Annotated in this window: 28 protein-coding genes and 1 tRNA gene; 4 read left to right on the top strand and 25 right to left on the bottom strand. The window is 63.3% G+C overall.

The window, feature by feature from the left end:
• Window positions 1–133: 133 nt before the first annotated feature.
• The gene (locus ACGLHR_RS01755) at window positions 134–991 is read right to left on the bottom strand and encodes an endo alpha-1,4 polygalactosaminidase (protein WP_400091612.1); all 858 of its coding nucleotides are present in this window, start codon (window positions 989–991) and stop codon (window positions 134–136) included.
• A gap of 236 nt (window positions 992–1,227) precedes the next feature.
• Here ACGLHR_RS01755 and ACGLHR_RS01760 point away from each other — a divergent pair, with 236 nt between their 5' ends.
• Together ACGLHR_RS01760 and ACGLHR_RS01765 are read left to right on the top strand one after the other, a co-directional pair.
• Window positions 1,228–1,524, top strand: coding sequence for a hypothetical protein (locus ACGLHR_RS01760; RefSeq protein WP_400091529.1), 297 nt, complete (start codon window positions 1,228–1,230; stop codon window positions 1,522–1,524).
• On the top strand, window positions 1,521–1,937 hold the full coding sequence (locus tag ACGLHR_RS01765; protein WP_400091530.1) for a hypothetical protein: 417 nt from the start codon (window positions 1,521–1,523) through the stop codon (window positions 1,935–1,937). The genes ACGLHR_RS01760 and ACGLHR_RS01765 overlap by 4 nt, the downstream gene beginning before the upstream one ends.
• Before the next feature lie 229 nt (window positions 1,938–2,166).
• Here the strand turns inward: ACGLHR_RS01765 and ACGLHR_RS01770 are convergent.
• The 6 genes from ACGLHR_RS01770 to petA all read right to left on the bottom strand — a co-directional run bounded on the left by ACGLHR_RS01770 (window position 2,167) and on the right by petA (window position 6,539).
• Window positions 2,167–2,242: transfer RNA gene (locus ACGLHR_RS01770), tRNA-Thr, on the bottom strand.
• A gap of 61 nt (window positions 2,243–2,303) precedes the next feature.
• The gene (locus tag ACGLHR_RS01775; RefSeq protein WP_150985693.1) at window positions 2,304–2,801 is read right to left on the bottom strand and encodes a ClpXP protease specificity-enhancing factor; all 498 of its coding nucleotides are present in this window, start codon (window positions 2,799–2,801) and stop codon (window positions 2,304–2,306) included.
• 63 nt (window positions 2,802–2,864) lie between these two features.
• On the bottom strand, window positions 2,865–3,476 hold the full coding sequence (locus tag ACGLHR_RS01780) for a glutathione S-transferase N-terminal domain-containing protein (RefSeq protein ID WP_006159674.1): 612 nt from the start codon (window positions 3,474–3,476) through the stop codon (window positions 2,865–2,867).
• Between the two features lie 258 nt (window positions 3,477–3,734).
• On the bottom strand, window positions 3,735–4,478 hold the full coding sequence (locus ACGLHR_RS01785; protein WP_400091533.1) for a cytochrome c1: 744 nt from the start codon (window positions 4,476–4,478) through the stop codon (window positions 3,735–3,737).
• 37 nt (window positions 4,479–4,515) lie between these two features.
• Entirely contained in the window at window positions 4,516–5,919 is a 1,404-nt protein-coding gene (locus tag ACGLHR_RS01790; RefSeq protein WP_400091534.1) for a cytochrome bc complex cytochrome b subunit, read from the bottom strand.
• Window positions 5,920–5,921: 2 nt separating this feature from the next.
• On the bottom strand, window positions 5,922–6,539 hold the full coding sequence (petA, locus tag ACGLHR_RS01795; protein ID WP_267604528.1) for a ubiquinol-cytochrome c reductase iron-sulfur subunit: 618 nt from the start codon (window positions 6,537–6,539) through the stop codon (window positions 5,922–5,924).
• Between the two features lie 212 nt (window positions 6,540–6,751).
• On the opposite strand from petA, the gene mscL reads away from it, so the two are divergent.
• Window positions 6,752–7,183, top strand: a complete 432-nt coding sequence (gene mscL / locus ACGLHR_RS01800; protein WP_400091614.1) for a large conductance mechanosensitive channel protein MscL — start codon at window positions 6,752–6,754, stop codon at window positions 7,181–7,183.
• Between the two features lie 57 nt (window positions 7,184–7,240).
• On the opposite strand, the gene ACGLHR_RS01805 is transcribed toward mscL, so the two are convergent.
• Window positions 7,241–7,987, bottom strand: a complete 747-nt coding sequence (locus ACGLHR_RS01805; RefSeq protein WP_318231174.1) for a Nif3-like dinuclear metal center hexameric protein — start codon at window positions 7,985–7,987, stop codon at window positions 7,241–7,243.
• 19 nt (window positions 7,988–8,006) lie between these two features.
• Between ACGLHR_RS01805 and ACGLHR_RS01810 the strand changes: the two genes are divergently transcribed.
• Window positions 8,007–9,200: a Do family serine endopeptidase gene (locus ACGLHR_RS01810; protein WP_318231175.1), complete on the top strand. Its 1,194-nt coding sequence runs from the start codon at window positions 8,007–8,009 to the stop codon at window positions 9,198–9,200.
• Between the two features lie 519 nt (window positions 9,201–9,719).
• On the opposite strand, the gene ACGLHR_RS01815 is transcribed toward ACGLHR_RS01810, so the two are convergent.
• The 17 genes from ACGLHR_RS01815 to murA form a co-directional block, all read right to left on the bottom strand.
• A complete protein-coding gene (locus tag ACGLHR_RS01815) occupies window positions 9,720–10,811 on the bottom strand; it encodes a porin (protein ID WP_400091538.1) in 1,092 nt (363 codons plus the stop codon).
• A gap of 246 nt (window positions 10,812–11,057) precedes the next feature.
• On the bottom strand, window positions 11,058–11,855 hold the full coding sequence (gene tatC, locus ACGLHR_RS01820) for a twin-arginine translocase subunit TatC (RefSeq protein ID WP_400091540.1): 798 nt from the start codon (window positions 11,853–11,855) through the stop codon (window positions 11,058–11,060).
• Between the two features lie 130 nt (window positions 11,856–11,985).
• The gene (tatB, locus tag ACGLHR_RS01825; RefSeq protein WP_400091541.1) at window positions 11,986–12,495 is read right to left on the bottom strand and encodes a Sec-independent protein translocase protein TatB; all 510 of its coding nucleotides are present in this window, start codon (window positions 12,493–12,495) and stop codon (window positions 11,986–11,988) included.
• Between the two features lie 151 nt (window positions 12,496–12,646).
• The gene (gene tatA, locus ACGLHR_RS01830) at window positions 12,647–12,883 is read right to left on the bottom strand and encodes a Sec-independent protein translocase subunit TatA (protein WP_400091543.1); all 237 of its coding nucleotides are present in this window, start codon (window positions 12,881–12,883) and stop codon (window positions 12,647–12,649) included.
• Between the two features lie 164 nt (window positions 12,884–13,047).
• Window positions 13,048–13,404, bottom strand: coding sequence for a histidine triad nucleotide-binding protein (locus ACGLHR_RS01835; protein ID WP_267604534.1), 357 nt, complete (start codon window positions 13,402–13,404; stop codon window positions 13,048–13,050).
• A gap of 82 nt (window positions 13,405–13,486) precedes the next feature.
• A complete protein-coding gene (locus ACGLHR_RS01840; RefSeq protein ID WP_318231179.1) occupies window positions 13,487–13,861 on the bottom strand; it encodes a hypothetical protein in 375 nt (124 codons plus the stop codon).
• Window positions 13,862–13,931: 70 nt separating this feature from the next.
• On the bottom strand, window positions 13,932–14,312 hold the full coding sequence (locus ACGLHR_RS01845) for a phosphoribosyl-ATP diphosphatase (protein ID WP_253931149.1): 381 nt from the start codon (window positions 14,310–14,312) through the stop codon (window positions 13,932–13,934).
• Entirely contained in the window at window positions 14,309–14,716 is a 408-nt protein-coding gene (gene hisI / locus ACGLHR_RS01850; protein WP_006159660.1) for a phosphoribosyl-AMP cyclohydrolase, read from the bottom strand. The genes ACGLHR_RS01845 and hisI overlap by 4 nt, the downstream gene beginning before the upstream one ends.
• Window positions 14,717–14,731: 15 nt before the next feature.
• Entirely contained in the window at window positions 14,732–15,502 is a 771-nt protein-coding gene (gene hisF / locus ACGLHR_RS01855) for an imidazole glycerol phosphate synthase subunit HisF (RefSeq protein WP_267604535.1), read from the bottom strand.
• 78 nt (window positions 15,503–15,580) lie between these two features.
• The gene (gene hisA / locus ACGLHR_RS01860) at window positions 15,581–16,327 is read right to left on the bottom strand and encodes a 1-(5-phosphoribosyl)-5-[(5-phosphoribosylamino)methylideneamino]imidazole-4-carboxamide isomerase (RefSeq protein WP_318231181.1); all 747 of its coding nucleotides are present in this window, start codon (window positions 16,325–16,327) and stop codon (window positions 15,581–15,583) included.
• Window positions 16,328–16,416: 89 nt separating this feature from the next.
• Complete coding sequence (gene hisH / locus ACGLHR_RS01865) at window positions 16,417–17,070, bottom strand: imidazole glycerol phosphate synthase subunit HisH (protein WP_267604537.1); 654 nt, start codon at window positions 17,068–17,070, stop codon at window positions 16,417–16,419.
• Window positions 17,067–17,690, bottom strand: coding sequence for a YchE family NAAT transporter (locus tag ACGLHR_RS01870; protein ID WP_267604538.1), 624 nt, complete (start codon window positions 17,688–17,690; stop codon window positions 17,067–17,069). The genes hisH and ACGLHR_RS01870 overlap by 4 nt, the downstream gene beginning before the upstream one ends.
• Before the next feature lie 122 nt (window positions 17,691–17,812).
• Window positions 17,813–18,406, bottom strand: a complete 594-nt coding sequence (gene hisB / locus ACGLHR_RS01875) for an imidazoleglycerol-phosphate dehydratase HisB (protein ID WP_006159655.1) — start codon at window positions 18,404–18,406, stop codon at window positions 17,813–17,815.
• Between the two features lie 4 nt (window positions 18,407–18,410).
• Window positions 18,411–19,511 (bottom strand): histidinol-phosphate transaminase, encoded by a 1,101-nt coding sequence (gene hisC / locus ACGLHR_RS01880; protein WP_400091544.1) that lies wholly within the window; start codon window positions 19,509–19,511, stop codon window positions 18,411–18,413.
• Between the two features lie 99 nt (window positions 19,512–19,610).
• Window positions 19,611–20,948 (bottom strand): histidinol dehydrogenase, encoded by a 1,338-nt coding sequence (gene hisD / locus ACGLHR_RS01885; protein WP_400091545.1) that lies wholly within the window; start codon window positions 20,946–20,948, stop codon window positions 19,611–19,613.
• Window positions 20,949–20,981: 33 nt separating this feature from the next.
• Window positions 20,982–21,644, bottom strand: a complete 663-nt coding sequence (hisG, locus tag ACGLHR_RS01890; protein WP_150985708.1) for an ATP phosphoribosyltransferase — start codon at window positions 21,642–21,644, stop codon at window positions 20,982–20,984.
• 26 nt (window positions 21,645–21,670) lie between these two features.
• Entirely contained in the window at window positions 21,671–22,921 is a 1,251-nt protein-coding gene (murA, locus tag ACGLHR_RS01895) for a UDP-N-acetylglucosamine 1-carboxyvinyltransferase (RefSeq protein ID WP_400091547.1), read from the bottom strand.
• Window positions 22,922–22,950 lie beyond the last annotated feature (29 nt).

Genomic DNA, 22,950 nt, shown 5'->3' on the forward strand with positions numbered 1-22,950 from the left:
TCGCCCCGTCGGCGTGCGCTGTCCGCTCCACTATAGGACGCATGCGCGATGCCGGCTGTCGGCGGATTGGAGGCCGCGCGGTAGGACGAATGCGCCGGCTCCCGGCCTGCGCCTTGCGGCCTATCCCGCCACCTCAATCGCAAGCGTAGCGGAACGCGTCATCCAGGTTCAGCGGGAGCACCAGCGTACGAAGGTGCGCCGCCTGGGCCGAAGTGCAAAGCGCGGCGCGCGTCGCTGCGGTCTTGTACTTCGACGCGTACTCGACGTTGAACACCGCCTTGCCCTGCGCCGTGAACGGCTTGTAGCTCGCGCACTCGCTGTACTGGAAGCACTGCTCGTTCACCGCGAAATCAAAGTCCGTCGCCAGCTGCGAGACTTGATCCACATCGTTTTTCAAGCCCACCGCCAGGCCGCGCGCATGCGCCTCGGCCGCCAGGAAGCTGTTGTAGTCCAGCTGCGTAGCCGCCGTCAGCGGAAAACCCGGCTTATTGGTATAGCCATCCACGTTGTCCGGGTCCACGCCATCGCAGCCCTTCGACTTCGCCAGGTCCATGCGCGCCTGCATGATCTGGCGCACGTTGGCCGAGCGCGTATCGAGCCAACGCTCGCCCGCCCACCCCGACAACGCCTTGCCCATATCCGCCGCGGCAAACTGCTTGAAATCCGGCCGCCAGTTCTCCGAGCTACCCGCCGAAAAATAGCAGACCACGCGCTTGCCCTGCTCCTTCAAGGCATTGATGGTCGCCTGCGGCGTATCCACCAGGTCGATATCGAAGACCTGCGCCGGATAGCTCGTGTTGACCGTACCCGTCAACTGCAACTGCCATGTATCGGTTGCCGCCGGCATCCAGCGCGAGACCGCCAGCGTTTGCGCCGAGGGCGTCAAGGTCGCGGCCGACGCATTCACCGCCGACACGGACTTGATGGAAGCATCCGTCTGCGCCGACGAGCCATCGCCTCCGCAGGCCGACAGACAGGCGAACGAGGCCATCCATGCGATGCGTGCAAGTTTCCGATTCACGGATGTTTTTCCTTTTTGGTTCTTCTTTGGTTTGGCTGACTAAATGCACGGTACGAGTTAGCGCTCAGTCAGATTGTCGGCTGGGACTGGGTGGATCTTGAGTGGTTTCACGGATGCTAAGGTATTCGGGTCGGGTGACAGGCGCAAGGCAGTGAATACCAGCGTTGGGCATCCACGCCAAGCACCGCCAACCCGAGGAGCCAAGCATGCAACAGTCCAGAATTAAGGCAACCTACATCGTCGCGTTCTCCGACGCAAAAGCAGCGCGGGGCGGAGAAATCCAGGAAGGTTCGGCAGGTGTAGTGGATAGATGGATACGAGGCGCGCGGGTGGGAGACAAGGCCAGATACGCTGACGGCACCGAAGCGCGGATCACTACAGGCGCCGGCTCTGCCTTACGCTATGGCAGCCGGCCAATGGCCATCCTTTTTTATAGAAAGAAGCTCGACTATGTTCTGCCCTTGATTCGCCAACGGAATACCGTGAAATGCGCCCAGCGATGACACCACGCCTCGTCGCCAATCTCATGGCACTTGCCCTGCTCCAAGCGCCGGCGATAGCGGCGGACAAGCCTTTTACCGGTTCCTTTCAAGGCCAGGGACGCGGATGCTGGGGCAAGCTATACGTGAAGACGCGCACTATCGAATGGAATACGCCGTACAGCGTGTGTGCGAAAACTACCTACGCCATCATCGGGAAGGACCTCGACTCAGCATCGCCGCGCATCGCCTTCGCGCTGGATCGAAGGAGCAAGTCATGCCGCTATACGGTAGTAGAGTTGTCGTTTGATCCCGCATACCCGGACTATTGGCACGCTAGAGGATTTGTGTCTCGCACCGACTACGACAGCAGAGAAAAGCCGGACGAAGGAGTGCGGTTGAGAACGCTGTCGTGCGGTGTTCAGCGGGAAGACTGATATTTCACGCAGGGAGGTTCATCGTTATCCTCCATATGGCGTGCTGCCTGAACCCCTGGAAGACGCCAATCGAACCCGCTGGCTCGCTCTGTGAAATACGATACAGGTCTTGAAAACTGCGCTCTGGCCTGGCGGTGCGCTTGACACGCTCAACAGGGTATGGCGCTGGTATATGTAGGGTGTACAAAAAAGAACGGCCCCCCATTACTGGAGGGCCGCTCTCAAATTCTGGTGCCGGCTGCAGGACTCGAACCCGCCACCTGATGATTACAAATCAACTGCTCTACCTGATGAGCTAAGCCGGCATGTTTGGTGCAGACCGCGATTCTACTGCATGCGGCGCAAATTGACGATGGCTTCCTGTACCTACTTCACTACCTTCAGCGAAGGTTTCTTGGCGCCGATGCGGGACACGGGTGGCGGCGTGGGTTCGTCGTCGCCGTTGTGGTCTTCGTTGGCTTCCGCTGTGACCAGCGGCTCGCTTTCCACCGAGGACAGCTTGGGCGGCGGGTTGTTCTCGCGCTCGGTGGCGGCCTGGGTTTCGGGCACGCTGCGCTCGACGGGGAAGGCCATGCCCTGGCCGTTTTCGCGCGCGTAGATGGCGAGCACGTTTTCGATGGGCACGTCGATCTTGCGCGAGATGCCGCCAAAGCGGGCGCTGAAGCCGATCCACTCGTTGCCCATGTCCAGGCCGCTGGTGGCGTCGAAGCTGACGTTCAGCACGATTTCGTTGTTCTTGACGAACTCGCGCGGCACGCTGGTGTTAGCGTCGACGAAGACGGCGATGTATGGCGTGAAGCCGTTATCCGTGCACCACTCGTAGATGGCGCGGATCAGGTAGGGCTTGGTGGAGGTTTCAGGCATTGTGCTTCCAGTGGCGCAGTCCGGCGGCCCGAGGCGAGCTTGTCGCTTCGGGCCGGAGCCGGTTTAGCGGCGCATCACCTTTTCAGACGGGGTGAGCGCTTCGATGTAGGCCGGGCGGCTGAAGATGCGTTCGGCGTACTTGAGCAGCGGCGCGGCGTTCTTCGACAGTTCGATGCCGTAGTGGTCCAGGCGCCACAGCAGCGGGGCGATGGCGACGTCGAGCATCGAGAACTCTTCGCCAAGCATGTACTTGTTCTTGACGAAGATCGGCGCGAGCTGGGTCAGGCGGTCGCGAATGGCGGAGCGGGCGCGCTCGTGATTCTTCTCGGCGGCCTTGCCCTTTTCGTTTTCGAGGGCGTAGACGTGCGTGAAGAGTTCCTTTTCGAAATTGAACAGGAACAGGCGGGCGCGGGCGCGCTGCACCGGGTCGGCCGGCATCAGCTGCGGGTGCGGGAAGCGCTCGTCGATGTACTCGTTGATGATGTTCGACTCGTACAGGATCAAGTCGCGCTCGACCAGGATGGGCACCTGACCGTAGGGGTTCATCACCGAGATGTCTTCCGGCTTGTTGAACAGGTCGACGTCACGGATCTCGAAATCCATGCCCTTTTCGAACAGGACGAGGCGGCAACGTTGGGAGAACGGGCAGGTGGTGCCCGAATACAACACCATCATGGTTGGATTCCTTTGATGCGGGGTCGATTGACTGGATCGGTATTCTGGCAGAACCGATATAGAGAAAGCAAATTAGAGATTCTTGAAGCACATTTAAGTGCGTTCGAGGCACTTAAAAGACGACTTAAGCGCACATTGATCGCGCATCGCACCTGCAGTCTGTAAAGCAAAAGGGCTGGTGCGGGGTTGCTCTGCACAACACCCGCCCCAGCCCTTTTCCGCCATCGGACCAGCAGGTCTTCCGGGGCTTTACCGCATTTACTTGATGTCCTTCCAGTACGAAGCGTTCAGGCGCCAGGCGAAGACGGTGAACACGCCGAGGAACATCAGCACCCATACGCCCAGGCGCTTGCGCTGGTTCTGTGCGGGCTCTGCCATCCAGTCCAGGAAGCCAACCAGGTCGCTCGTGGCCTGGTCGTACTCGAGCGTGCTCATCTTGCCCGGGGTGAGCTGCTCGAAGCCGGCAAACTTGTGCACCTTCTCGCCGTGTTCTTCGGCTTCGACGAACTTGGCGGCGCGCTGGCCTTGCAGCTCCCACAGCACGTGCGGCATGCCGACGCTCGGGAACACCAGGTTGTTCCAGCCCGTGGCGCGGTTGTCGTCACGGTAGAAGGTACGCAGGTAGGTGTACAGCCAGTCGTCGCCGCGGGCGCGGGCGATCACCGACAGGTCCGGCGGCGTGGCGCCAAAGAACGCCTTGGCATCCTTCGGCGGCATGGCGATGGTCATCATGTCGCCCACCTTCTCGCCGGAGAACAGCAGGTTCTGGCGGATCTGGTCGTCGGTCAGGCCGATGTCCTTGAGGCGGTTGTACCGCATCATGGACGCGCCGTGGCAGTTCAGGCAGTAGTTGACGAACAGCTTGGCGCCGCGCTGCAGCGAGGAAAGATCGCTGGTCTGCACGGGCGCCGGCTCGAGGGGGTAACCCCCTTCGCTGGCCATGGCGGGCGCGGCGGCAAAGCAGGCGCCGGCCAGCGCGAGAATCGAAAGCAGCTTTTTCATCTTTTGTCCTTGTGCTCTTGTCGGGGTTCGTCCGGGCTCAGTGCGGGTGGAACGTGACACGTTCCGGCACTTGCTTGAACTGGCCGACACGGCTCCACAGCGGCATGGTCAGGAAGAAGGCGAAGTACAGCAGGGTTCCCAGCTGCGACACCTTTTCACCCACCGGCGACGGGGGCATGACGCCCAGGTAGCCGAGCACGATGAACACCACCACGAACACGATCAGGATGCTCTTGTGGAAGGCCGGACGATAGCGGATCGATTTCACCGGCGAGTGGTCCAGCCACGGCAGGAAGAACAGGATCACGACCGAGCCGCCCATCACCAGCACGCCCCAGAACTTGGCGTCGATGAAGTAGAAGCCCACGGCCAGGATCACGGCGATGGCAAGCGCGCCCACCTTGATGCGGACGTCCTTGCTACGCAGGAACACCAGGCCGAGCAGCACCGCGAAGAACACCCACAGGATCGGCAGGAAGTTCGAGGTGGTGGCGCGCAGCATCGAGTAGAACGGCGTGAAGTACCAGACCGGCGCGATGTGCGGCGGGGTCTTGAGCGGATCGGCCGGGACGAAGTTGTTCGACTCCAGGAAGTAACCGCCCATCTCCGGGAAGAAGAAGATCACCGCGGAGAAAATCACCAGGAAGCCGCCCACGCCCATCAGGTCGTGCACCGAGTAGTACGGGTGGAAGGGGATGCCGTCCAGCGGCACGCCGTTCTCGTCCTTCTTGGCCTTGATCTCGACGCCGTCCGGGTTGTTCGAGCCCACTTCGTGCAGCGCGATGATGTGCGCGACCACCAGGCCCAGCAGCACCAGCGGCACGGCGATGACGTGGAAGGAGAAGAAGCGGTTCAGGGTCGCGTCGCTCACGACGTAGTCGCCGCGGATGAACAGCGACAGGTCGCCGCCGATCACGGGGATGGCCGAGAACAGGTTCACGATCACCTGGGCGCCCCAGTACGACATCTGGCCCCAGGGCAGCAGGTAGCCCATGAAGGCTTCGGCCATCAGGCACAGGAAGATCAGGCAGCCGAAGACCCAGACCAGCTCACGCGGCTTGCGGTACGAACCGTACAGCAGGCCACGGAACATATGCAGGTACACCACCACGAAGAAGGCCGAGGCGCCGGTGGAATGCATGTAGCGCACCAGCCAGCCCCAGGGCACCTCTCGCATGATGTATTCCACGCTGGCGTAAGCCACGGGAATGCCGGCGGCGTTGAGCGTGCCGTCCGGCTTGTAGTTCATCACCAGGAAGATGCCGGTGACGATCTGGATCACCAGGACCAGCAGGGCGAGCGAGCCGAAGAAGTACCAGAAGTTGAAGTTCTTCGGTGCGTAGTACTTGGAAAGGTGATCTTCCCAGAGTTGGGTTGCGGGGAAGCGCGCGTCGATCCAGCCAAGCAGGCCGGTCGTCTTTACTTGTTTTTCGGCCGCCATGGTCAAGCGTCTCCTTTTTCATCCTTGCCGATCACGATCTTGGTGTCGGACAGGAACTGGTACGGGGGTACGTCGAGGTTTTGCGGAGCCGGCTTGTTCTTGAACACGCGGCCAGCGAGGTCGAACGTCGAGCCGTGGCAGGGGCAGAGGAAACCGGGGTCGGAGCCGAGCTGGGGATTGGAGCCGGAACCGAAGGGGCCGGAGGGCGAGCAGCCCAGGTGGGAGCAGATGCCCACCACGACCAGCAAATCTTTGTGTTCTGCGCGGGAACGGGTTTCGTTCTTGCAGTACTCGGGCGTCTTCATGGTGAAGGGGACGTCCGAGTTGGGGTCGGCGACTTCGGCATCGGTTTTCTTCAGCGACGCGAGCATTTCCTCGGTGCGCTTGAGGATCCAGACTGGTTTGCCGCGCCATTCAACGGTCATCATCTCGCCCGATTTCAGGGCGCTGATGTCGGCTTCTACCGGAGCTCCGGCGGCCTTTGCCTTCTCTGACGGCGCAAACGTACTGACGAACGGAACAGCTACCGCCACGCCTCCGATGCCGCCAGCGACTGACGTCGCAATCAACCAATTGCGGCGACCCTTATCCACGTTCTTCACGTTTTGCTGGTCACTCATTCCAAACCCCAGGGGATGTCAAATTAGATTTTGCGTCAACCGTAAATTGTACCTTAGGCACATGTGGCATTGAAAGGCACACGGTGATTGTGCGACGTACGATAATCGGCCACAAAAAGGGCTATGTGGCCTGTACGCTTGCGTTACAGGCGGTGATGGGGCAGGCTTTTATCCTGACGACCGTTCAACGGAAGCAACACTGGGAGAAAAGCATGGGGATGATGTCGGAGTTCAAGGCCTTCGCAATGCGGGGCAATGTAGTCGACCTGGCGGTGGGTGTGATTATCGGCGCCGCGTTCGGCAAGATTGTCGATTCCGTGGTGAATGACCTGATCATGCCGGTGGTGGGCCGCATTATCGGCAAACTCGACTTCTCTAACCTTTTCGTGATGCTGGCCGAGCCGCCGGCGGGCGTGCCGCATACGCTCGACGCCCTTAAGAAAGCAGGCGTTCCCGTATTTGCCTATGGGAATTTCCTGACTATTCTGGTCAATTTCATCATTCTGGCTTTCATCATCTTCGTCATGGTGCGCGCCATCATGAAGATGCGCGCCGCCGAACCCGCGCCGGCGCCGGCTGCCACGCCCGAGGATGTGGTGCTGCTGCGCGAGATCCGCGACAGCCTCAAGGTACGCCAGCCCTAAGGTAAACCCAGGCACGCGGCCCGGCCACCACGCCGGGCTCGCGGCATCAGTCCGGCATCAAACCGGGTTGGGAATATCGATAAAGGTATGGCGCAGGCCGAATTGCTGCGCCAGGTGCTCGCCGAGCGACTGGATGCCGTAGCGCTCGGTGGCGTGATGCCCCGCTGCCAGATAGGCAACGCCGCTCTCGCGCGCCAGGTGGGTGGTCTGCTCCGAGATCTCGCCGCTCAGGTAGGCATCCACGCCGGCTGCTACCGCCGCGTCGAAGTAGCCCTGGGCTCCGCCGGTGCACCAGCCCACGGTGCGGATCATCTGCTCGGGGTCCCCGATGGCAAGCGGCTCGCGGTTGAGCACGCCGCCCACATGGGCGGCCAGCGCGGCTAACGGCATGGATTGCGGCAAGGTGCCGGTCCAGCCAAGCTGGCCCTCGCCGAAGCGCCCGGTTGGCGTGAAGCCGAGCTGCAAGCCCAGTTGGGCGTTGTTGCCGAACTCGGGATGGTCGTCGAGCGGCAGGTGATAGGCGAGCAGGTTCACGTCGGCGCCCAGCAACCGCTTCAAACGGGCGTGCTTTTGCCCGATCACGCGGGCATCTTCGTTTTTCCAGAAGTAGCCGTGATGGACCAGGATGGCATCGGCGCCGGCCTCGATGGCGGCTTCGACCAAGGCCAGGCTGGCGGTCACGCCGGTTGCGATGTGCTCCACCTCAGGGCGGCCTTGCACTTGCCATCCGTTCGGGCAATAGTCTTTGTATCGAGGCACTTGAAGCAGGTCGTTCAAGTACAATTCAAGATCTTTTGTTTTCATATCCTGCCCAAAATCCAATATGTTGCGCCGCTTTTGGCTGTTCTTTGCTCAGGCTGTCACCGTTGTGCTGGCAGTGTGGTTCGTCGTGGCCACGCTCAAACCCGAATGGCTGCAGCGCGGCCGGGTGGCCGTGCAATCCGGTTCGCCTATCGTAGCGCTGAAGGAAGTCGTCCCCAATGTGGCCGGCTCCTCCGCGCCGGGCTCGTACAGCGAGGCGGCCCAGCAGGCGATGCCGGCGGTGGTCAACATCTTCACCAGCAAGAACGGCCATAGGCAAACGCCCAATCCGCAGGCAGAAGACCCCTGGTTCCGCTTCTTCTTTGGCGATCGCCTGCCGGAACGCCAGGAGCCGGTATCCAGCCTTGGCTCGGGCGTCATCGTCAGCGCGGAAGGCTACATTCTAACCAACCACCACGTGGTGGACGGCGCCGATGAAATCGAGGTTGCGCTGACGGATGGCCGCAAGGCCAACGCCAAGGTCGTGGGCTCGGACCCGGAAACCGACCTGGCCGTGCTCAAGATCACGCTCAAGGACCTGCCGGCGATCACGCTGGGGCGTATCGAGAACGTCAAGGTAGGCGACGTGGTGCTGGCCATCGGCAACCCCTTCGGCGTCGGCCAGACCGTCACCATGGGCATTGTCTCGGCACTCGGCCGCAGCCACCTGGGCATCAACACCTTCGAGAACTTCATCCAGACCGACGCGGCGATCAACCCGGGCAACTCCGGCGGCGCGCTGGTCGACGCCCAGGGCAACCTGCTGGGCGTCAACACGGCCATCTATTCGCGCTCCGGCGGCTCGCTTGGCATCGGCTTCGCCATTCCGGTGTCCACGGCCAAGCAAGTGATGGAATCCATCATCTCGACCGGCTCCGTGACCCGTGGCTGGATCGGCGTGGAGCCGCAGGACATGACCCCCGAGATCGCCGAGTCGTTCGGCCTCGAAGCCAAGGAAGGGGCGCTGATCGCGGCCGTGGTCCAGGGCGGCCCGGCCGACAAGGCCGGCGTCAAGCCGGGCGACGTGCTGGTCTCGGTGGATGGACAGGGCATTTCCGACACCACTGCCCTGCTCAACGCCATCGCCCAGCTCAAGCCGGGCGCGGAGGCCAAGATGAAGGTAGTGCGCCGTGGCAAGCCAACGGAACTGACGGTGATGATCGGCAAGCGGCCACCGCCGCCACGTCGGGCCCTGCCGCTGGATGAGGAAGAGTAAGCCGGCAGAACAGGCTTTCGGATCCAGTGCTGCCCTGCCCTCGCGTGCAAGCCGCTCCACCTGACCCCGTCCCTTGTGGCGGGGTTTTTGTTTCTGGGTTGGGTGTGCACCCATATTGGGCCGGGCGAGTGTCCCCGGCGCTGCGCTGAAAACCGATGGGGGGATAGCAGCCTGCCACTGCGGCGCCAGGGAAGCCGGAAGCTGAAGCGTGCTCGGGAAGGTCCGGCCGCCACGAACCGGAAAGGCTCGCAGTCCGGGCAATCCTGAATGCGCCGGAAGTCTTCGGGCGTTGGGGCGAGGGATCTTCTGCGGGCCCGCTGCCCTCTGCTTGTGCGAAATCAACGGCATTGCGCCATGACTCGCAGGTGCCGCAAGGCCGCTACACAGTCGAGCGGCAACCCGGGAGAGCGTTGCTCACCATCGCCGATACCGCGCGCGCAAAACAAAACGCCGGCATCCTTGCGGATGCCGGCGTTTTGAGTTCAAGCCAATCTAGAGCGAGCTTACGCCCGCGCTAAATTAGAACTTGTGGCGAACACCAACCACGCCGCCGAGCTGGTTGCCACCAGTTTGGACGGTCGGACCAGACGAAATTTGGTCGTTGAAGCCATTCACGCTCAGAGCCGATTTGCCACCCTTGTTGAGGATGTACGTAGCCGAGGCGTACAGGTCGGTACGCTTCGACAGCGCGTAGTCGGCGGTCGTCACGAACTGCCACGGGTTAGCCTTGGCGTTACGCAGGTTCTGGTAGTAAGCGGCGCCCGACAGCGACAGCGCCGGGGTCAGCTGATAGCCCAGACCAACCCAACCCAGGTTCGAGGAGGTGTTCTGCGCGCCGGAAGCACCCGGCAGGCTCGCGTTGTTGTAAGCGTGAGCGTAGCGGTAGCCAGCGTAGACCTTGGCCGGGCCGAAAGCGTAGGTACCAGCAATGGTAGCGCGACGGATCAGCTGATTGTCGGTGAGGACGCCTGCCGCCGATTTGTTCGACTGGTCATAAGCAGCACCAACCGAGAACGGGCCTGCAGCGTAGCTCGCCAGGAAGCCGTATTCGCGGCCGTTGGTGAAGTTACCCGCAACCTCTTGGTTGTTGTTGTTGAAGCTGTAGAAGGCTGAAGCGGTCAGACCACCGAAAGTGCCGGTGTACTTAACGGTATTGTCGGCGCGGAAAGCGTATTCCGGAGCCGTCGCGGTAATGCTGTAACGGGTCGAAATGGCCATCGGATCATAGATCAGGCCGAAATCATAGAACGTGGTCTGCTGGCGGCCCAGGGTCAGCGTGCCGTACTGGTTCTGCAGGCCAACGTAAGCGTTACGACCGAACAAACGGTTGCCTTGAGCCGAAGTGCCATTGTCAACGTTGAAGCCGCTTTCCAGGACGAAAATGCCCTTCAGGCCGCCGCCCAGGTCTTCCACGCCACGCAGGCCCCAACGCGAACCGGACTGGTTGCCCGACTGCAAGGCAAACAGGTTGTGGTTGCCGGTGGTAGTTGCGTTCTTGTTGGTGTATTCAATACCAGCGTCAACAACGCCGTACAGGGTCACGCTCGATTGGGCATACGCACCACCAGCGGCCAGGGCAGCTACAGCGGCTGCAAACAGTTTCATCTTCATATCGACACTTTCCTTGTCAACTGATTGGGAAATCTTGGCTTGCCCAAGTGCTTGGGCGACGCATTTACCTTCACGTCTGCTGCGTATTATGGGTCAGCCCCCCCGGCCGCTAGAAGGCTTTTTCGTCGTAAACCATGGTTACGGAGGCATTTTGTTGTGATGTCGCAACAGCATAGACGGTGGTTTTCACCGTTTTGGTGCAAAAGTTGCGGTACCAAGCCTTGTACTCGCCATTCGGCCCGGCCGTCAATCCGGCTGGGCTTCGCTGGCTGCAGCGTCCACGGCAGCCGGCTTTGCGGTGAATCGGGCCATGATCAGCCCCAGCTCATAAAGCGCCACCAAGGGCACTGCCAGCAACAGCTGGGACAGCACATCCGGCGGCGTCACCACGGCAGCGATCACGAAGGCGCCCACGATCACGTAGGGGCGAATCTGCTTTAGCTTCTCCAGCTCGACCACGCCGAAGCGCACCAGCACGATCACGACCACCGGCACCTCGAAGGTAATGCCGAAGGCCAGGAACATGGTCATGGCGAAGCTGAGGTACTTGTCGATGTCGGTCGACATCTCGGCCCCCAGCGGGGCGTTGTAGTGCGCCATGAAATGGAACACCGTGGGAAACACGAGGAAATAGGCAAACGCCACGCCGCAGATAAACAGGATATAGCTGCTGCTCACCAGCGGCACGATCAACCGCTTCTCATGCTGGTACAAGCCGGGCGCAACGAACTGCCATATCTGGTAGAGCACCCAGGGCAGCGCTATCAGGAAGGCCACCAGCAGCGTCACCTTCATCGGCACGAAGAAGGAGCCGGTGACATCGGTGACGATCATCCTGCCGCCCTTGGGCAGCGATTCCATCAACGGCTTGGCAAACAGGTTGTAGATGTTTGGCGCCCAGTACACCAGGCTGACGAACACCAGGATCACGCCCGACGCAGCCTTGACGATACGCGAGCGCAACTCCACCAGGTGAGAGATGAAGGTTTCCTGCTGACCATCGTCTTGCGGGTCTTGGGGATCTTGGGAACGGGAGTCGCTCATGGCGTGGACCGCTCAGCCGGGGTGGCTGGCATCGAGGAATCAGTGGCGATACAACGGCACGGCGCGCAAGTCGGAACGCACGACAGCGATGGCCGGCCGGGTACCGGCGTGTGGACAAGCCCCTTCATGCTCACTCGAAGAAAGAGCGGGCGGGACCGGTGGCGGGACGGTGGCGCTTGACGCGCGCGGCGCCGGATTGCGCCCACACGCGTACATTGTGCTGGCGCTTGTACCACAAGGGCTGCGCGCCTTGCTTGACTCGCCAGCTCTTGCGGCCGTTGTGGGCCTTGTGCGCCGTGTCCCAGGATGGCACGTAGCCGCTGGGCGGGCTTGCCCCCTCCTGCGCGCTGGAATCGGTGCCGGTCAGCGCATCGTTCAGGGCCTGGCCGTGCTCGTGCACTTCCTTGTGGATAGTGCGCTCTACATCACGCGCGGCGTCCTCGAACTCCGTGCGCATCTTGCGCAGTTCGTCGAGTTCGACCTCGCGGCTGACTTCTGCCTTCACATCGTTGATATAGCGCTGCGCGCGGCCGACCAGTGCGCCGACCGTGCGCGCCACCTTCGGCAGCCGCTCGGGACCGATCACCACCAGCGCCACCGCGCCGATCAGTGCAAGCTTGGAAATGCCGAGATCGATCATGCGAGGTTCGAAAGGATGAGGCCGCAACAACGGCCGCCCCGGCCAGCGCACAGATCGTCACGCTGGCGAGCGTGGCAAAGCGAACGTGGCCGGCAAGGCATTGCTGCCAGTAGGAAGGGCATCAGGCGTGCTGACAAGAGTGGGATCGCGCTTACTGCTGGCGCGACTTTTCCTTGGCTTCGACGTCGATGGTGGTGGCGTCGCGCAGCTCCTTGGCGGGCGCGTCCGGAGCGTCAGCGGGATTGCCGTTGGCATCCTTCATGCCGTCCTTGAAGCCCTTCACGGCGCCGCCGAGGTCCTGGCCGATATTGCGCAGCTTCTTGGTGCCAAAGACCAGCATGACGATCACCAGCACGATGAGCCAGTGCCAAATGCTAAACGAACCCATTTTCTGCTCCTGATGAAGCCTGGGGCGGCGCCTTGCCATCCCGGCTTGTTGTTCCGTCACTGAAGGCCATGCCGGGCGACGGTTGCCGGCACGGCATCTGACCGAGGGCCACACGGCCCGCGGTCCTGCATGGGTTGGCTGCCAGGCTGGCTTGAGGCCAGCCTTTAAGGCAGCGGCACCTTCCACTGGTTGCGCGGGCCGCCAAGCACGTGCAGATGGAGGTGGTACACCTCCTGTCCGCCATCCGGACCGGTATTGATGACCGTCCGGAAACCATTGCCACAGCCTGCCGCGCGCGCCAACTCGGGCACTTTCAACATCATTTTAGCAAGCACCGCGCTTTCACCGGGTCCGCAATCGGCCAGCGAATCGACATGCACCTTGGGAATGAGCAGGAAGTGTACCGGGGCTTTCGGGTGGATATCATGGAAAGCCAGCATTTCGTCGTCTTCATACACCTTGCGCGACGGTAGCTGGCCGGCCACGATCCGGCAGAAGAGGCAATTGTGCGGTGAATTCATGAAAATTTCGTTGCGCGCAGCAAATCAGGCTGCGATTTCGCCGTGAACCTGCCAGAAACCCGTCGGGATCCCGTCAGAAACGTCAGAAACGCTGATCCGGGTACATCGGCTTGCTGTCGTTCAGGTAGAGCCAGCCCTTGACGATACGATACAACATCCACAGGGACAGCACGCCCCATACCGCGAACGCCAACGGTATCAGGATCACCGTGGCAAACAGCACGCCCCCCAGGATGGCCCACGCCACCGACCACCAGAAGGACCGGATCTGCCAGGCAAAGTGGGAACCGTAGAGGGTGCCCTGCGTGTCGTCGCGCTTGACGTACCCCACCACGATGGCGATCAGCGCGGTGATGCCGCCAGTCAGCCAGAAAATGGCGTACAGGGCATAAAGAATGTGCGTCAGCTTGCGCAGGCTGGCGAGCCGGTCGTTGTCAGCGGTGATCACATCCCCCATCGTCGTTGCTCCTCAAAGCGGCTCGAATCTGCTGGTAGCTGCGGGTTGCCCGGCCGGCCGGCGCGAGAATTCAGCTGCCGTCGGCCTTGCGCTGGGCTTTTTCCTCGAGGCCGGACAGGCCTTCGCGGCGGGCCAGTTCGTTGACCACGTCGGCCGGCTTCAGGCCGAAGCGGGCGAGCAGCACCATGCTGTGGAACCAGAGATCGGCCACTTCGTACACCACCTTGCCGACTGCCTCAGGGCCCAGGCCGGCGGCGCGGGCGTCCTTGGCTGCCATCACGGTCTCGGTGGCTTCCTCGCCGATCTTCTTCAGGATGGCGTCGTCGCCCTTGTGGAACAGGCGTGCCACATAAGACTTGTCCGGATCGCCGCCGTTCTCCGGCTTGCGCGACTCCAGCACGGCGGCCAGGCGGGCCAGCACGTCCGCGCTGCTCAAGTGTTGCTCGCTCATGGCTTGGCCGCGTAAATGGTGGACGGATCCTTGAGCACGGGCTCGACGGTCTGCCAGTCGCCGTTGTCGGCGTCGCCTTCGAACTTCTGGAAGAAGCAGGAGTGGCGCCCGGTGTGGCAGGCGATGCCGTCGTTCTGGGTGACCTTGAGCAGGACTACGTCTTCGTCGCAATCCAGGCGCATTTCGTGCACCTTCTGCACGTGACCGGATTCCTCGCCCTTGTGCCACAGGCGCTTGCGCGAGCGCGACCAGAATACGGCCTCGCCGATCTCCGCGGTGCGCTGGAGCGCTTCGCGGTTCATGAACGCAAACATCAGCACGTCGTTCGAGCCGACTTCCTGGACGATCACCGGCACCAGGCCGTTGTCGTCCCACTTAACCTTGTTGAGCCACTTCTTTGCCATGTCGGTTCGCCGTGTTCAGATTCGCACCGGAATGCCCTCGCGGGCCATGAATGCCTTTGCTTCGCCAACGGTGTGCTCGCCGTAGTGGAAGATGCTGGCGGCCAGCACCGCGTCGGCGTGCCCCAGCTTGATGCCGTCGGCCAGGTCCTTCAGGCCGCCCACGCCGCCCGAGGCGATCACCGGCACCGACACCGCGTCGCTGACAGCCCGCGTGAGCTCGAGGTCGAAGCCGCTCTTGGTGCCGTCGCGGTCCATGCTGGTGAGCAGCAGCTCGCCGGCGCCGCGCGCGGCCATCTCGCGTGCCCATTCCACGGCGTCCAGGCCCGTGGCCTTGCGCCCGCCGTGGGTGAAGACTTCCCAGCGCGCCGGCTCGCCGGGCGCGGAGCTGCGCTTGGCGTCGATCGCGACCACGATGCACTGCGAGCCGTAGCGCGCGGTGGCGTCAGACACCAGCTGCGGGTTGGCGATGGCCGAGGAGTTGACGCTGATCTTGTCCGCGCCGGCATTGAGCAGGCGCCGCACGTCTTCCACGGCGCGCACGCCGCCGCCCACCGTCAGCGGGATGAAGACCTGGGAGGCAACCGCCTCGATGATGTGCAGGATCAGGTCGCGGCCGTCGCTGGTCGCGGTGATGTCAAGAAAAGTGATTTCATCAGCACCCTGCTCGTCGTAACGGCGGGCGATCTCGACCGGGTCGCCCGCGTCGCGCAATTCGACGAAGTTGACACCCTTGACCACCCGCCCGTTGGTCACGTCGAGGCAGGGGATGATACGTTTGGCTAGCATGGGATTCCTTGCCCGCCACGGCGCTGCACGCATGCACAGCGCCGGTGGCTGCAATTGTCGCGCGCGAGGCGCGTTGTCTTACTGCTCGGCGCCGAGCTTGTCGGCAAGCGCCTGGGCTTCAGCGAAATTGAGGTCGCCCGAATAGATCGCGCGGCCGCAGATGACGCCTTCGACACCATCCTTTTGCACGCGGCACAGGCGTTCGATATCGGCCAGGTCGGACAGCCCGCCGCTGGCGATCACCGGAATCGTCGCCGACTGCGCCAGCTTGACGGTGGCATCGATGTTGATGCCCTGCAGCATGCCGTCGCGGCCGATGTCGGTGTAGATGATGGCTTCCACGCCGTAGTCCTCGTACTTGCGCGCGAGGTCCGCGACTTCGTGGCCGGTCAGCTTGCTCCAGCCGTCGGTGGCGACCTTGCCTTCGCGGGCGTCCAGGCCAACGATGATATGGCCGCCGAACGCCGTGCAGGCATCCTTGAGGAAACCCGGATTCTTGACCGCGGCAGTGCCGATGATCACGTACGACAGGCCGCCGTCGAGCCAGCGCTCGATAGTATTCAGGTCGCGGATGCCGCCGCCGAGCTGGATCGGGATCTCATCGCCCACCTCGGCGATGATGGCCTTGATGGCAGCTTCATTGCGGGGCTTGCCCACGAACGCACCATTGAGGTCGACCAGGTGCAGGCGCCGTGCGCCCTGCTCCACCCAGTGACGTGCCATGGCGGCGGGATCTTCGGAAAAGACGGTGGCCTGGTCCATGTCGCCTTGTTTAAGGCGTACACATTGACCGTCCTTCAGGTCGATGGCCGGAATGAGCAACATAAGTGTGACGAGCGTGATTGAGTGAAAGAGAAAATTGAGCTAGCCACCGTGGCCGGCCAACTCGGTCCCGAAAAAGCCGCTATCGAGGTTCAAGGATTCCAGTGCACAAAGTTCCGGTACAGCTGCAAGCCCATGGCGGCGCTCTTTTCCGGGTGGAACTGCGTGGCAAAAATATTATCGCGCGCCACCGCGCTCGTAAATACGACACCGTAGTCGGTTTCGCCGGCGATATGCGCCGGATCCTGCGCATGCACGTAGTAACTATGCACGAAATAGAACCAGCTTTCATCAGGAATGCCAGCCCACAGCGGATGGGAGCGCGCTTGCCGCACCCGGTTCCAGCCCATCTGCGGCACCTTGTAGCGCGAGCCGTCCGGCTGGGTCATGCCCTCCAGCTCGAAGCGGATCACCTCGCCGGGCAACAGCCCCAGGCAAGGCGTGCTGCCGTCCTGCGCCCTACTTTCCTTGCTGAAGTCGAACAGCATCTGTTCGCCAACGCACACTCCCAGCATCGGCTTGCTGGCAGCGGCCTCGATCACCGCCTGCTGCAAGCCGGAAGCGCCCAGCGCGCCCATGCAGTCGGGCATTGCCCCTTGGCCGGGCAGCACCACGCGGTCCGCCGCGCGGATCGCCTCGGGCTGGTCCACCACCTGCACGTCCGCCTCAGGCGCCGCCGCACGCAGGGCCTGCGCCACCGAGCGCAGGTTGCCCATGCCGTAATCCACAATTGCTATGGTAGTCATGATTTCAAAACAGGCAACAATGTCTTAAGCCCGTCCACAATGAATTCCACGGCCAGCGCCGACAGGATCAGTCCCATCAAGCGCGTGCCGATATTGATGCCAGTGCGGCCGATCACGCGCGCGATCGGGTCCGCGGCGCGGAACACTATATATACCACTGCGCCCAGCGCGATCCCAATTCCGACCAGAATCAGCAACTGGTACCAGTGCTGGGTCTTGCCGGCATAGACGATCACCGTGCTGATCGAGCCGGGCCCGGTCAGCAAGGGCAGCGCCAGCGGCACCACCGCGATGCTGGCCTTGGCTTCCGCCTCGTCCTCTTCCTCGGGCGTCGCCTTGGTGCGACCGGTCTGGGCATTCAGCATGTTCATCGCCATCATGATCATGATGAGGCCGCCGCCCACCTGCAGCGAGGCCACCGAGATGTTGAAGAACTCAATGATCTGCTGGCCCAGCAAGGCGGAGATGCCCACTACCGTCGCCACCGAGATCGCCGCGATCTTGATGGTATGCCGCTTTTCTTCCTCGGTCTGCTGGGTAGTCAGGCTGATGAAGAACGGGATGGCCCCGATCGGGTTGATCAGCGCCAGCAGCGAGATGAACGACTTAAGCGTATCCATCGGGTTGGGCTAATGTCGCGCTAATGCCGCGTCGGTGCCGCATCGGCACCACGTTGATCGGAGGTTTGCCGCCGGCGGCGCAGAACGCGCCGCCATGCGAGGCTGGTGGACGCCGTTCAGGCTCAGCCGACGAGGGTGCCCTTGGTCGACGGAATCGTGTTGCCGGCGCGCGGATCCATTTCCACCGCCATGCGCAGCGCACGGCCGAAGGCCTTGAACACGGTTTCGCATTGATGGTGGGCATTGATGCCGCGCAGGTTGTCGATATGCAGCGTTACCGCGGCATGGTTGACGAAGCCGCGGAAGAACTCGATGGTCAGGTCCACGTCGAAGCTGCCCACCCGCGCGCGGGTGAACGGCACGTGGAACTCCAGGCCGGGACGGCCGGAGAAGTCGATCACCACGCGCGACAGGCATTCGTCCAGCGGCACATAGCTGTGGCCGTAGCGGGTGATGCCCTTCTTGTCGCCGATAGCCTTGGCAACGGCCTGGCCAAGCGCGATGCCGACGTCTTCCACCGTGTGGTGGTCATCGATATGGGTGTCGCCGCTGGCTTCAACCTCGAGGTCGAACATGCCATGGCGGGCGATCTGGTCCAGCATGTGGTCGAGGAACGGCACGCCGGACGCCAGTTTCTGGCGGCCGGTGCCATCGAGATTCAGCGAAACGCGAATTTGCGTTTCCGAAGTATTGCGGGTGACCTCTGCAACACGCATGGTGTTAATCCTGCAACGCCGCCTGGAAGGCAGCGAGAAATTGCGCGTTCTCTTCGGGAGTGCTGACCGTGACGCGCAGACAGTTGGCCAGCAATGGGTGCATTTTACCCACGTTCTTGATCAAAACCTTGCGCGCGAGCACCCCGTCGAACACATGGGCGGAATCGGCGACGCGCACCAGCAGGAAATTCGCGGCGCTCGGGTACACCGTCACGCCCGGCAAGGCAGCCAGGGCGCTGGCCACGGTGGCGCGCTCGGCGCGCAGTTGCGCAGCCTGCTGGTCCAGCACATCGACGTGCTCCAGCACGAACAGCGCGGTGGCCTCCGTCAGCACATTGACGTTGTACGGCGGGCGCACCTTGTCGAGCTGCGAGAGCCATTCCGGCGCGCCGGCCAGGTAACCCAGCCGGATGCCGGCCAGGCCCAGCTTGGACACGGTACGCATCACCAGCAGGTTGCCGAACTCGGCCAGGCGCGGCATCCAGGTGTCCTGGGCGAATGGCTGGTAGGCCTCGTCGACCACCACCAGGCTTTGGCAAACCTCGCCCTGGGCGGCACGCACGATGGCTTCCATGTCATCCGCATCGAACAGGTTGCCGGTGGGATTGTTGGGGTAGGCCAGGTAGATGATGGCCGGCTGGTGCTCGGCCATGGCCGCGAGCATGGCGGCACGGTCGAGCGTGAAATCCGCCTTGAGCGGCACGCCGACGAATTCCAGCCCGGCAAACTGGGCGGACATGGCGTACATGACGAAGCCCGGCACCGGTGCCAGCACCTTGGCGCCCGGCCTGGCGGCGGCCAGCGACAACATGCTGATGATCTCGTCCGAGCCGTTGCCCAGCAGCACGTCCATGCCCGCGGGCACGTCCATGACCGTTTTCAGGCGCGCGCGCAGCACTTCGCTGCTAGGCACCGGGTAGCGGTTCAACGCCACCTCGGCCAGCCGCGCGGCCAGCTTTGCGCGCAGCGCGTCGGGCAGCTGGTAGGGGTTTTCCATCGCGTCCAGCTTCACCAGACCGTGCGAATCCGGCACATGGTAGGCGCCCATGGCGCGTACGTCGTCACGGATGATGCGTTCGATCAGGGAAGGCTGCACTACGGACATTGGATTACCTCTTGGGTCGGTGGTCGGTGCGGATTGCGGGTATCTGGCCGGCTCCTGGACAAACCCGGGGGAGCCCGGCCGCTTTGCCTAAAGTGCGCTTCAGTTGCGCCTCAGGCGGTATTCGGCACTCCGGGCGTGGGCCTGCAAGCCCTCGCCGTAGGCCAGCTCGGCGGCGATCTGGCCGAGCATCTGGGCGCCCTGCTCGCTCACTTCGATCAGGCTGGAGCGCTTCTGGAAGTCGTACACACCCAGCGGCGACGAGAAACGCGCGGTGCGTGAGGTCGGCAGCACATGGTTGGGCCCGGCACAGTAGTCGCCCAGCGACTCGCTGGTGTAGCGGCCCAGGAAGATGGCGCCGGCGTGGCGGATCTTCTCGGCCCAGTGGCGCGGGTTCTCGGCGGAAATCTCCAGGTGCTCCGGCGCGATCGCGTTGGCGATCTCGCAGGCCTCGTCCATGTCGCGTACCCGGATCAGCGCGCCGCGCCCGGACAGCGAGGCGCGGATGACATCGCGGCGCGGCATGGAATCAAGCTGGCGGTGGATGCTCTCCTCCACCTGGGCCAGGTAGTTCGAGTCCGGGCACAGCAGGATGGATTGCGCGAGCTCATCGTGCTCGGCCTGCGAGAACAGGTCCATCGCCACCCAGTCCGGATCGGTGGTGCCGTCGCAGATCACCAGGATCTCGGACGGGCCGGCGATCATGTCGATGCCGACGGTGCCGAACACGCGGCGCTTGGCCGCCGCCACGTAGGCGTTGCCCGGGCCAACGATCTTGTCGACCTGGGGCAGCGAGCCCGTGCCGTAGGCCAGCGCGCCAACCGCCTGCGCGCCGCCGATGGTGAACACGCGGTCCACGCCGGCTATCTGTGCGGCGGCCAGCACCAGCTCGTTGCGCACGCCGCCCGGCGTGGGCACGACCATGATGACTTCCTTGACGCCGGCCACGCGCGCGGGGATGGCGTTCATCAGCACGGACGACGGGTACGCCGCCTTGCCGCCCGGCACATAGATGCCGACGCGGTCCAGCGGGGTCACCTTCTGTCCCAGCACGGTGCCGTCGGATTCGGTGTATTCCCAGCTGTGGCTGCCGCACTCGATCTTCTGCTTCTCGTGGTAGGCGCGCACGCGCGCCGCCGCAGTCTCCAGCGCCGCGCGGCGCTTGGGCTCGAGTTCGTCGAGCGCCGCTTCGAGCTTGGCCGGCGAGATCTCCAGCGCGGCCATCGAGGCGGCTTCGACGCGGTCAAAGCGTTGCGTGTATTCCAGCACCGCGGCGTCGCCGCGTGCCTTCACATCGGCAAGGATCTGCGCCACGGCGCGATCGATGGCGTCGTCTTCACCGGCTTCAAACGCCAGCACCTTGCGCAACTCGGCGGCAAAGCCCTGCTCGGTTGAATCCAGCCGGCGGATTTCGAGGTTTTCCATAGAATTTTCGTTCATGACTCCATTCCCCAGGCTCTCTCCTGCGCGGCATCAAGCCAGCGCGGCGGAGGCCCGTTCAAACGCGTCGAGAATCGGGGCAAGCCGCTCACGCTTGAGTTTGAGAGCAGCCTGGTTGACCACCAGGCGCGACGATATCTGCACGATCTCTTCCACTTCGACCAGGTTGTTGGCACGCAGGGTCCCACCGGTGCTGACCAGGTCGACAATGGCGTCAGCCAGTCCCACCAGCGGCCCGAGTTCCATCGAGCCATACAGCTTGATCAGGTCCACGTGCACGCCCTTCTTGGCGAAGTGCTCGCGCGCGGTCTGCACATACTTGGTGGCCACGGCCAGCCGCGCGCCCTGGCGCACCGCGCTGGCGTAGTCGAAACCGGCCGAGGTCGCCACCGACATGCGGCATTTGGCGATATTCAGGTCGATCGGCGCGTACAGCCCGGCCATGCCGTGTTCCATCAGCACGTCCTTGCCCGCCACGCCGAAGTCGGCCGCGCCGTATTGCACGTAGGTCGGCACGTCGGAGGCGCGCACGATGATGACGCGCACGTCCGGATCGGAGGTGGGCAGGATCAGCTTGCGCGAGGTTTCCGGATCCTCGGTGACATGGATGCCGGCCGCCTCGAGCAGCGGCATGGTTTCGGTGAAGATCCGGCCCTTGGAGAGGGCCAGCGTCAACTGGGTCGGGGAGGGGCTCATCTGCGTCCTTTTATCTTTTCGTGCGCTCAGGCGATGCGGCGGATCTTGGCGCCCACGGCCGACAGCTTGTCTTCCATGCGGTCATAGCCACGGTCGAGGTGATAGATGCGGTCGATCACGGTTTCGCCCTCGGCCACCAGGCCGGCGATCACCAGGCTGGCAGAGGCGCGCAGGTCAGTCGCCATCACCTTGGCGCCCGACAGACGGGGCACGCCGGTGACCACCGCGGCATTGCCTTCCACCGCGATGTCGGCGCCCAGCCGGTTCAGCTCCTGCACGTGCATGAAGCGGTTTTCGAAAATGGTTTCGGTAATGCGGGCCACCCCGCCGGCCACGCTGTTCAGCGCCATGAACTGCGCCTGCATGTCGGTCGGGAAGGCCGGGTATTCTGAGGTGCGAAAGCTCACCGACTGCGGGCGCTGGGCCATCTTCAGGCGGATCCAGTCCTCGCCCGTCTCGATGGCGGCGCCGGTTTCGCGCAGCTTGTCGAGCACCGTGTCCAGGATGTGCGGCGACACGCCGCGCAGCACCACGTCGCCCAGCGTCGCGGCGGCCGCACACAGGAAGGTGCCGGCCTCGATGCGGTCGGCGATCACGGCGTGGCTGGCGCCATGCAGGCGATCCACGCCCTGCACCACCAGGCGGTCGGTGCCGATGCCCTCGATGCGGGCGCCCATCTTGACCAGCAGGTTGGCCAGGTCGGTCACCTCAGGCTCGCGCGCGGCGTTCTCGAGCACGGTCTCGCCGTCGGCCAGCGTGGCGGCCATCAGCAGGTTCTCGGTGCCGGTCACGGTGATCATGTCGGTCACCACGCGCGCGCCCTTCAAGCGCTTGGCGCGGGCATGGATAAAGCCGTGCTCGATGCTGATCTCGGCACCCATGGCCTGCAGGCCCTTGATGTGCTGGTCGACCGGGCGCGCGCCAATGGCGCAGCCGCCGGGCAACGACACTCGCGCCTCGCCGAAGCGCGCCACCAGCGGGCCCAGCACCAGGATCGAGGCGCGCATGGTCTTGACCAGTTCGTAGGGGGCCTCTGGCGAGTTGACGTCGGCGCCGTTGAGCGTCACACGCGCGCCATCCTGCTCGGCCTTCATGCCCATCTGGCGCAGCAGCTTGAGCGTGGTGCCCACGTCCTGCAGCCTGGGAACGTTGTCGAGTGAGATGGTGTCCGCGCTAAGCAGCCCGGCGCACAGGATCGGCAGCGCAGCGTTCTTGGCGCCGGATACGCGGATCTCGCCTCGCAGCGGGCCATTGCCCTGGATCTCGAGTTTGTCCATGTTCTTTCAATTCCGGCCGGCCGCCCGCT

This window comes from Cupriavidus sp. CuC1, assembly GCF_044627735.1.
Taxonomy (GTDB): domain Bacteria; phylum Pseudomonadota; class Gammaproteobacteria; order Burkholderiales; family Burkholderiaceae; genus Cupriavidus; species Cupriavidus ulmosensis.

Excerpts from the sequence above, each read along its gene's own strand:
- tatC (WP_400091540.1), bottom strand. The coding sequence starts at position 11,855 with ATGAGCGACTCCCGTTCCCAAGATCCCCAAGACCCGCAAGACGATGGT.
- ACGLHR_RS01815 (WP_400091538.1), bottom strand. The coding sequence starts at position 10,811 with ATGAAGATGAAACTGTTTGCAGCCGCTGTAGCTGCCCTGGCCGCTGGT.
- murA (WP_400091547.1), bottom strand. The coding sequence starts at position 22,921 with ATGGACAAACTCGAGATCCAGGGCAATGGCCCGCTGCGAGGCGAGATC.
- ACGLHR_RS01780 (WP_006159674.1), bottom strand. The coding sequence starts at position 3,476 with ATGATGGTGTTGTATTCGGGCACCACCTGCCCGTTCTCCCAACGTTGC.
- ACGLHR_RS01775 (WP_150985693.1), bottom strand. The coding sequence starts at position 2,801 with ATGCCTGAAACCTCCACCAAGCCCTACCTGATCCGCGCCATCTACGAG.
- hisH (WP_267604537.1), bottom strand. The coding sequence starts at position 17,070 with ATGACTACCATAGCAATTGTGGATTACGGCATGGGCAACCTGCGCTCG.
- ACGLHR_RS01835 (WP_267604534.1), bottom strand. The coding sequence starts at position 13,404 with ATGAATTCACCGCACAATTGCCTCTTCTGCCGGATCGTGGCCGGCCAG.
- tatA (WP_400091543.1), bottom strand. The coding sequence starts at position 12,883 with ATGGGTTCGTTTAGCATTTGGCACTGGCTCATCGTGCTGGTGATCGTC.
- petA (WP_267604528.1), bottom strand. The coding sequence starts at position 6,539 with ATGAGTGACCAGCAAAACGTGAAGAACGTGGATAAGGGTCGCCGCAAT.
- ACGLHR_RS01785 (WP_400091533.1), bottom strand. The coding sequence starts at position 4,478 with ATGAAAAAGCTGCTTTCGATTCTCGCGCTGGCCGGCGCCTGCTTTGCC.
- hisC (WP_400091544.1), bottom strand. The coding sequence starts at position 19,511 with ATGTCCGTAGTGCAGCCTTCCCTGATCGAACGCATCATCCGTGACGAC.
- ACGLHR_RS01755 (WP_400091612.1), bottom strand. The coding sequence starts at position 991 with ATGGCCTCGTTCGCCTGTCTGTCGGCCTGCGGAGGCGATGGCTCGTCG.
- hisG (WP_150985708.1), bottom strand. The coding sequence starts at position 21,644 with ATGAGCCCCTCCCCGACCCAGTTGACGCTGGCCCTCTCCAAGGGCCGG.
- hisB (WP_006159655.1), bottom strand. The coding sequence starts at position 18,406 with ATGCGTGTTGCAGAGGTCACCCGCAATACTTCGGAAACGCAAATTCGC.
- ACGLHR_RS01790 (WP_400091534.1), bottom strand. The coding sequence starts at position 5,919 with ATGGCGGCCGAAAAACAAGTAAAGACGACCGGCCTGCTTGGCTGGATC.
- ACGLHR_RS01840 (WP_318231179.1), bottom strand. The coding sequence starts at position 13,861 with ATGGGGGATGTGATCACCGCTGACAACGACCGGCTCGCCAGCCTGCGC.
- ACGLHR_RS01845 (WP_253931149.1), bottom strand. The coding sequence starts at position 14,312 with ATGAGCGAGCAACACTTGAGCAGCGCGGACGTGCTGGCCCGCCTGGCC.
- ACGLHR_RS01805 (WP_318231174.1), bottom strand. The coding sequence starts at position 7,987 with ATGAAAACAAAAGATCTTGAATTGTACTTGAACGACCTGCTTCAAGTG.
- hisF (WP_267604535.1), bottom strand. The coding sequence starts at position 15,502 with ATGCTAGCCAAACGTATCATCCCCTGCCTCGACGTGACCAACGGGCGG.
- mscL (WP_400091614.1), top strand. The coding sequence starts at position 6,752 with ATGGGGATGATGTCGGAGTTCAAGGCCTTCGCAATGCGGGGCAATGTA.
- hisI (WP_006159660.1), bottom strand. The coding sequence starts at position 14,716 with ATGGCAAAGAAGTGGCTCAACAAGGTTAAGTGGGACGACAACGGCCTG.
- hisD (WP_400091545.1), bottom strand. The coding sequence starts at position 20,948 with ATGAACGAAAATTCTATGGAAAACCTCGAAATCCGCCGGCTGGATTCA.
- ACGLHR_RS01765 (WP_400091530.1), top strand. The coding sequence starts at position 1,521 with ATGACACCACGCCTCGTCGCCAATCTCATGGCACTTGCCCTGCTCCAA.
- ACGLHR_RS01760 (WP_400091529.1), top strand. The coding sequence starts at position 1,228 with ATGCAACAGTCCAGAATTAAGGCAACCTACATCGTCGCGTTCTCCGAC.
- tatB (WP_400091541.1), bottom strand. The coding sequence starts at position 12,495 with ATGATCGATCTCGGCATTTCCAAGCTTGCACTGATCGGCGCGGTGGCG.
- ACGLHR_RS01810 (WP_318231175.1), top strand. The coding sequence starts at position 8,007 with ATGTTGCGCCGCTTTTGGCTGTTCTTTGCTCAGGCTGTCACCGTTGTG.
- ACGLHR_RS01870 (WP_267604538.1), bottom strand. The coding sequence starts at position 17,690 with ATGGATACGCTTAAGTCGTTCATCTCGCTGCTGGCGCTGATCAACCCG.
- hisA (WP_318231181.1), bottom strand. The coding sequence starts at position 16,327 with ATGTTGCTCATTCCGGCCATCGACCTGAAGGACGGTCAATGTGTACGC.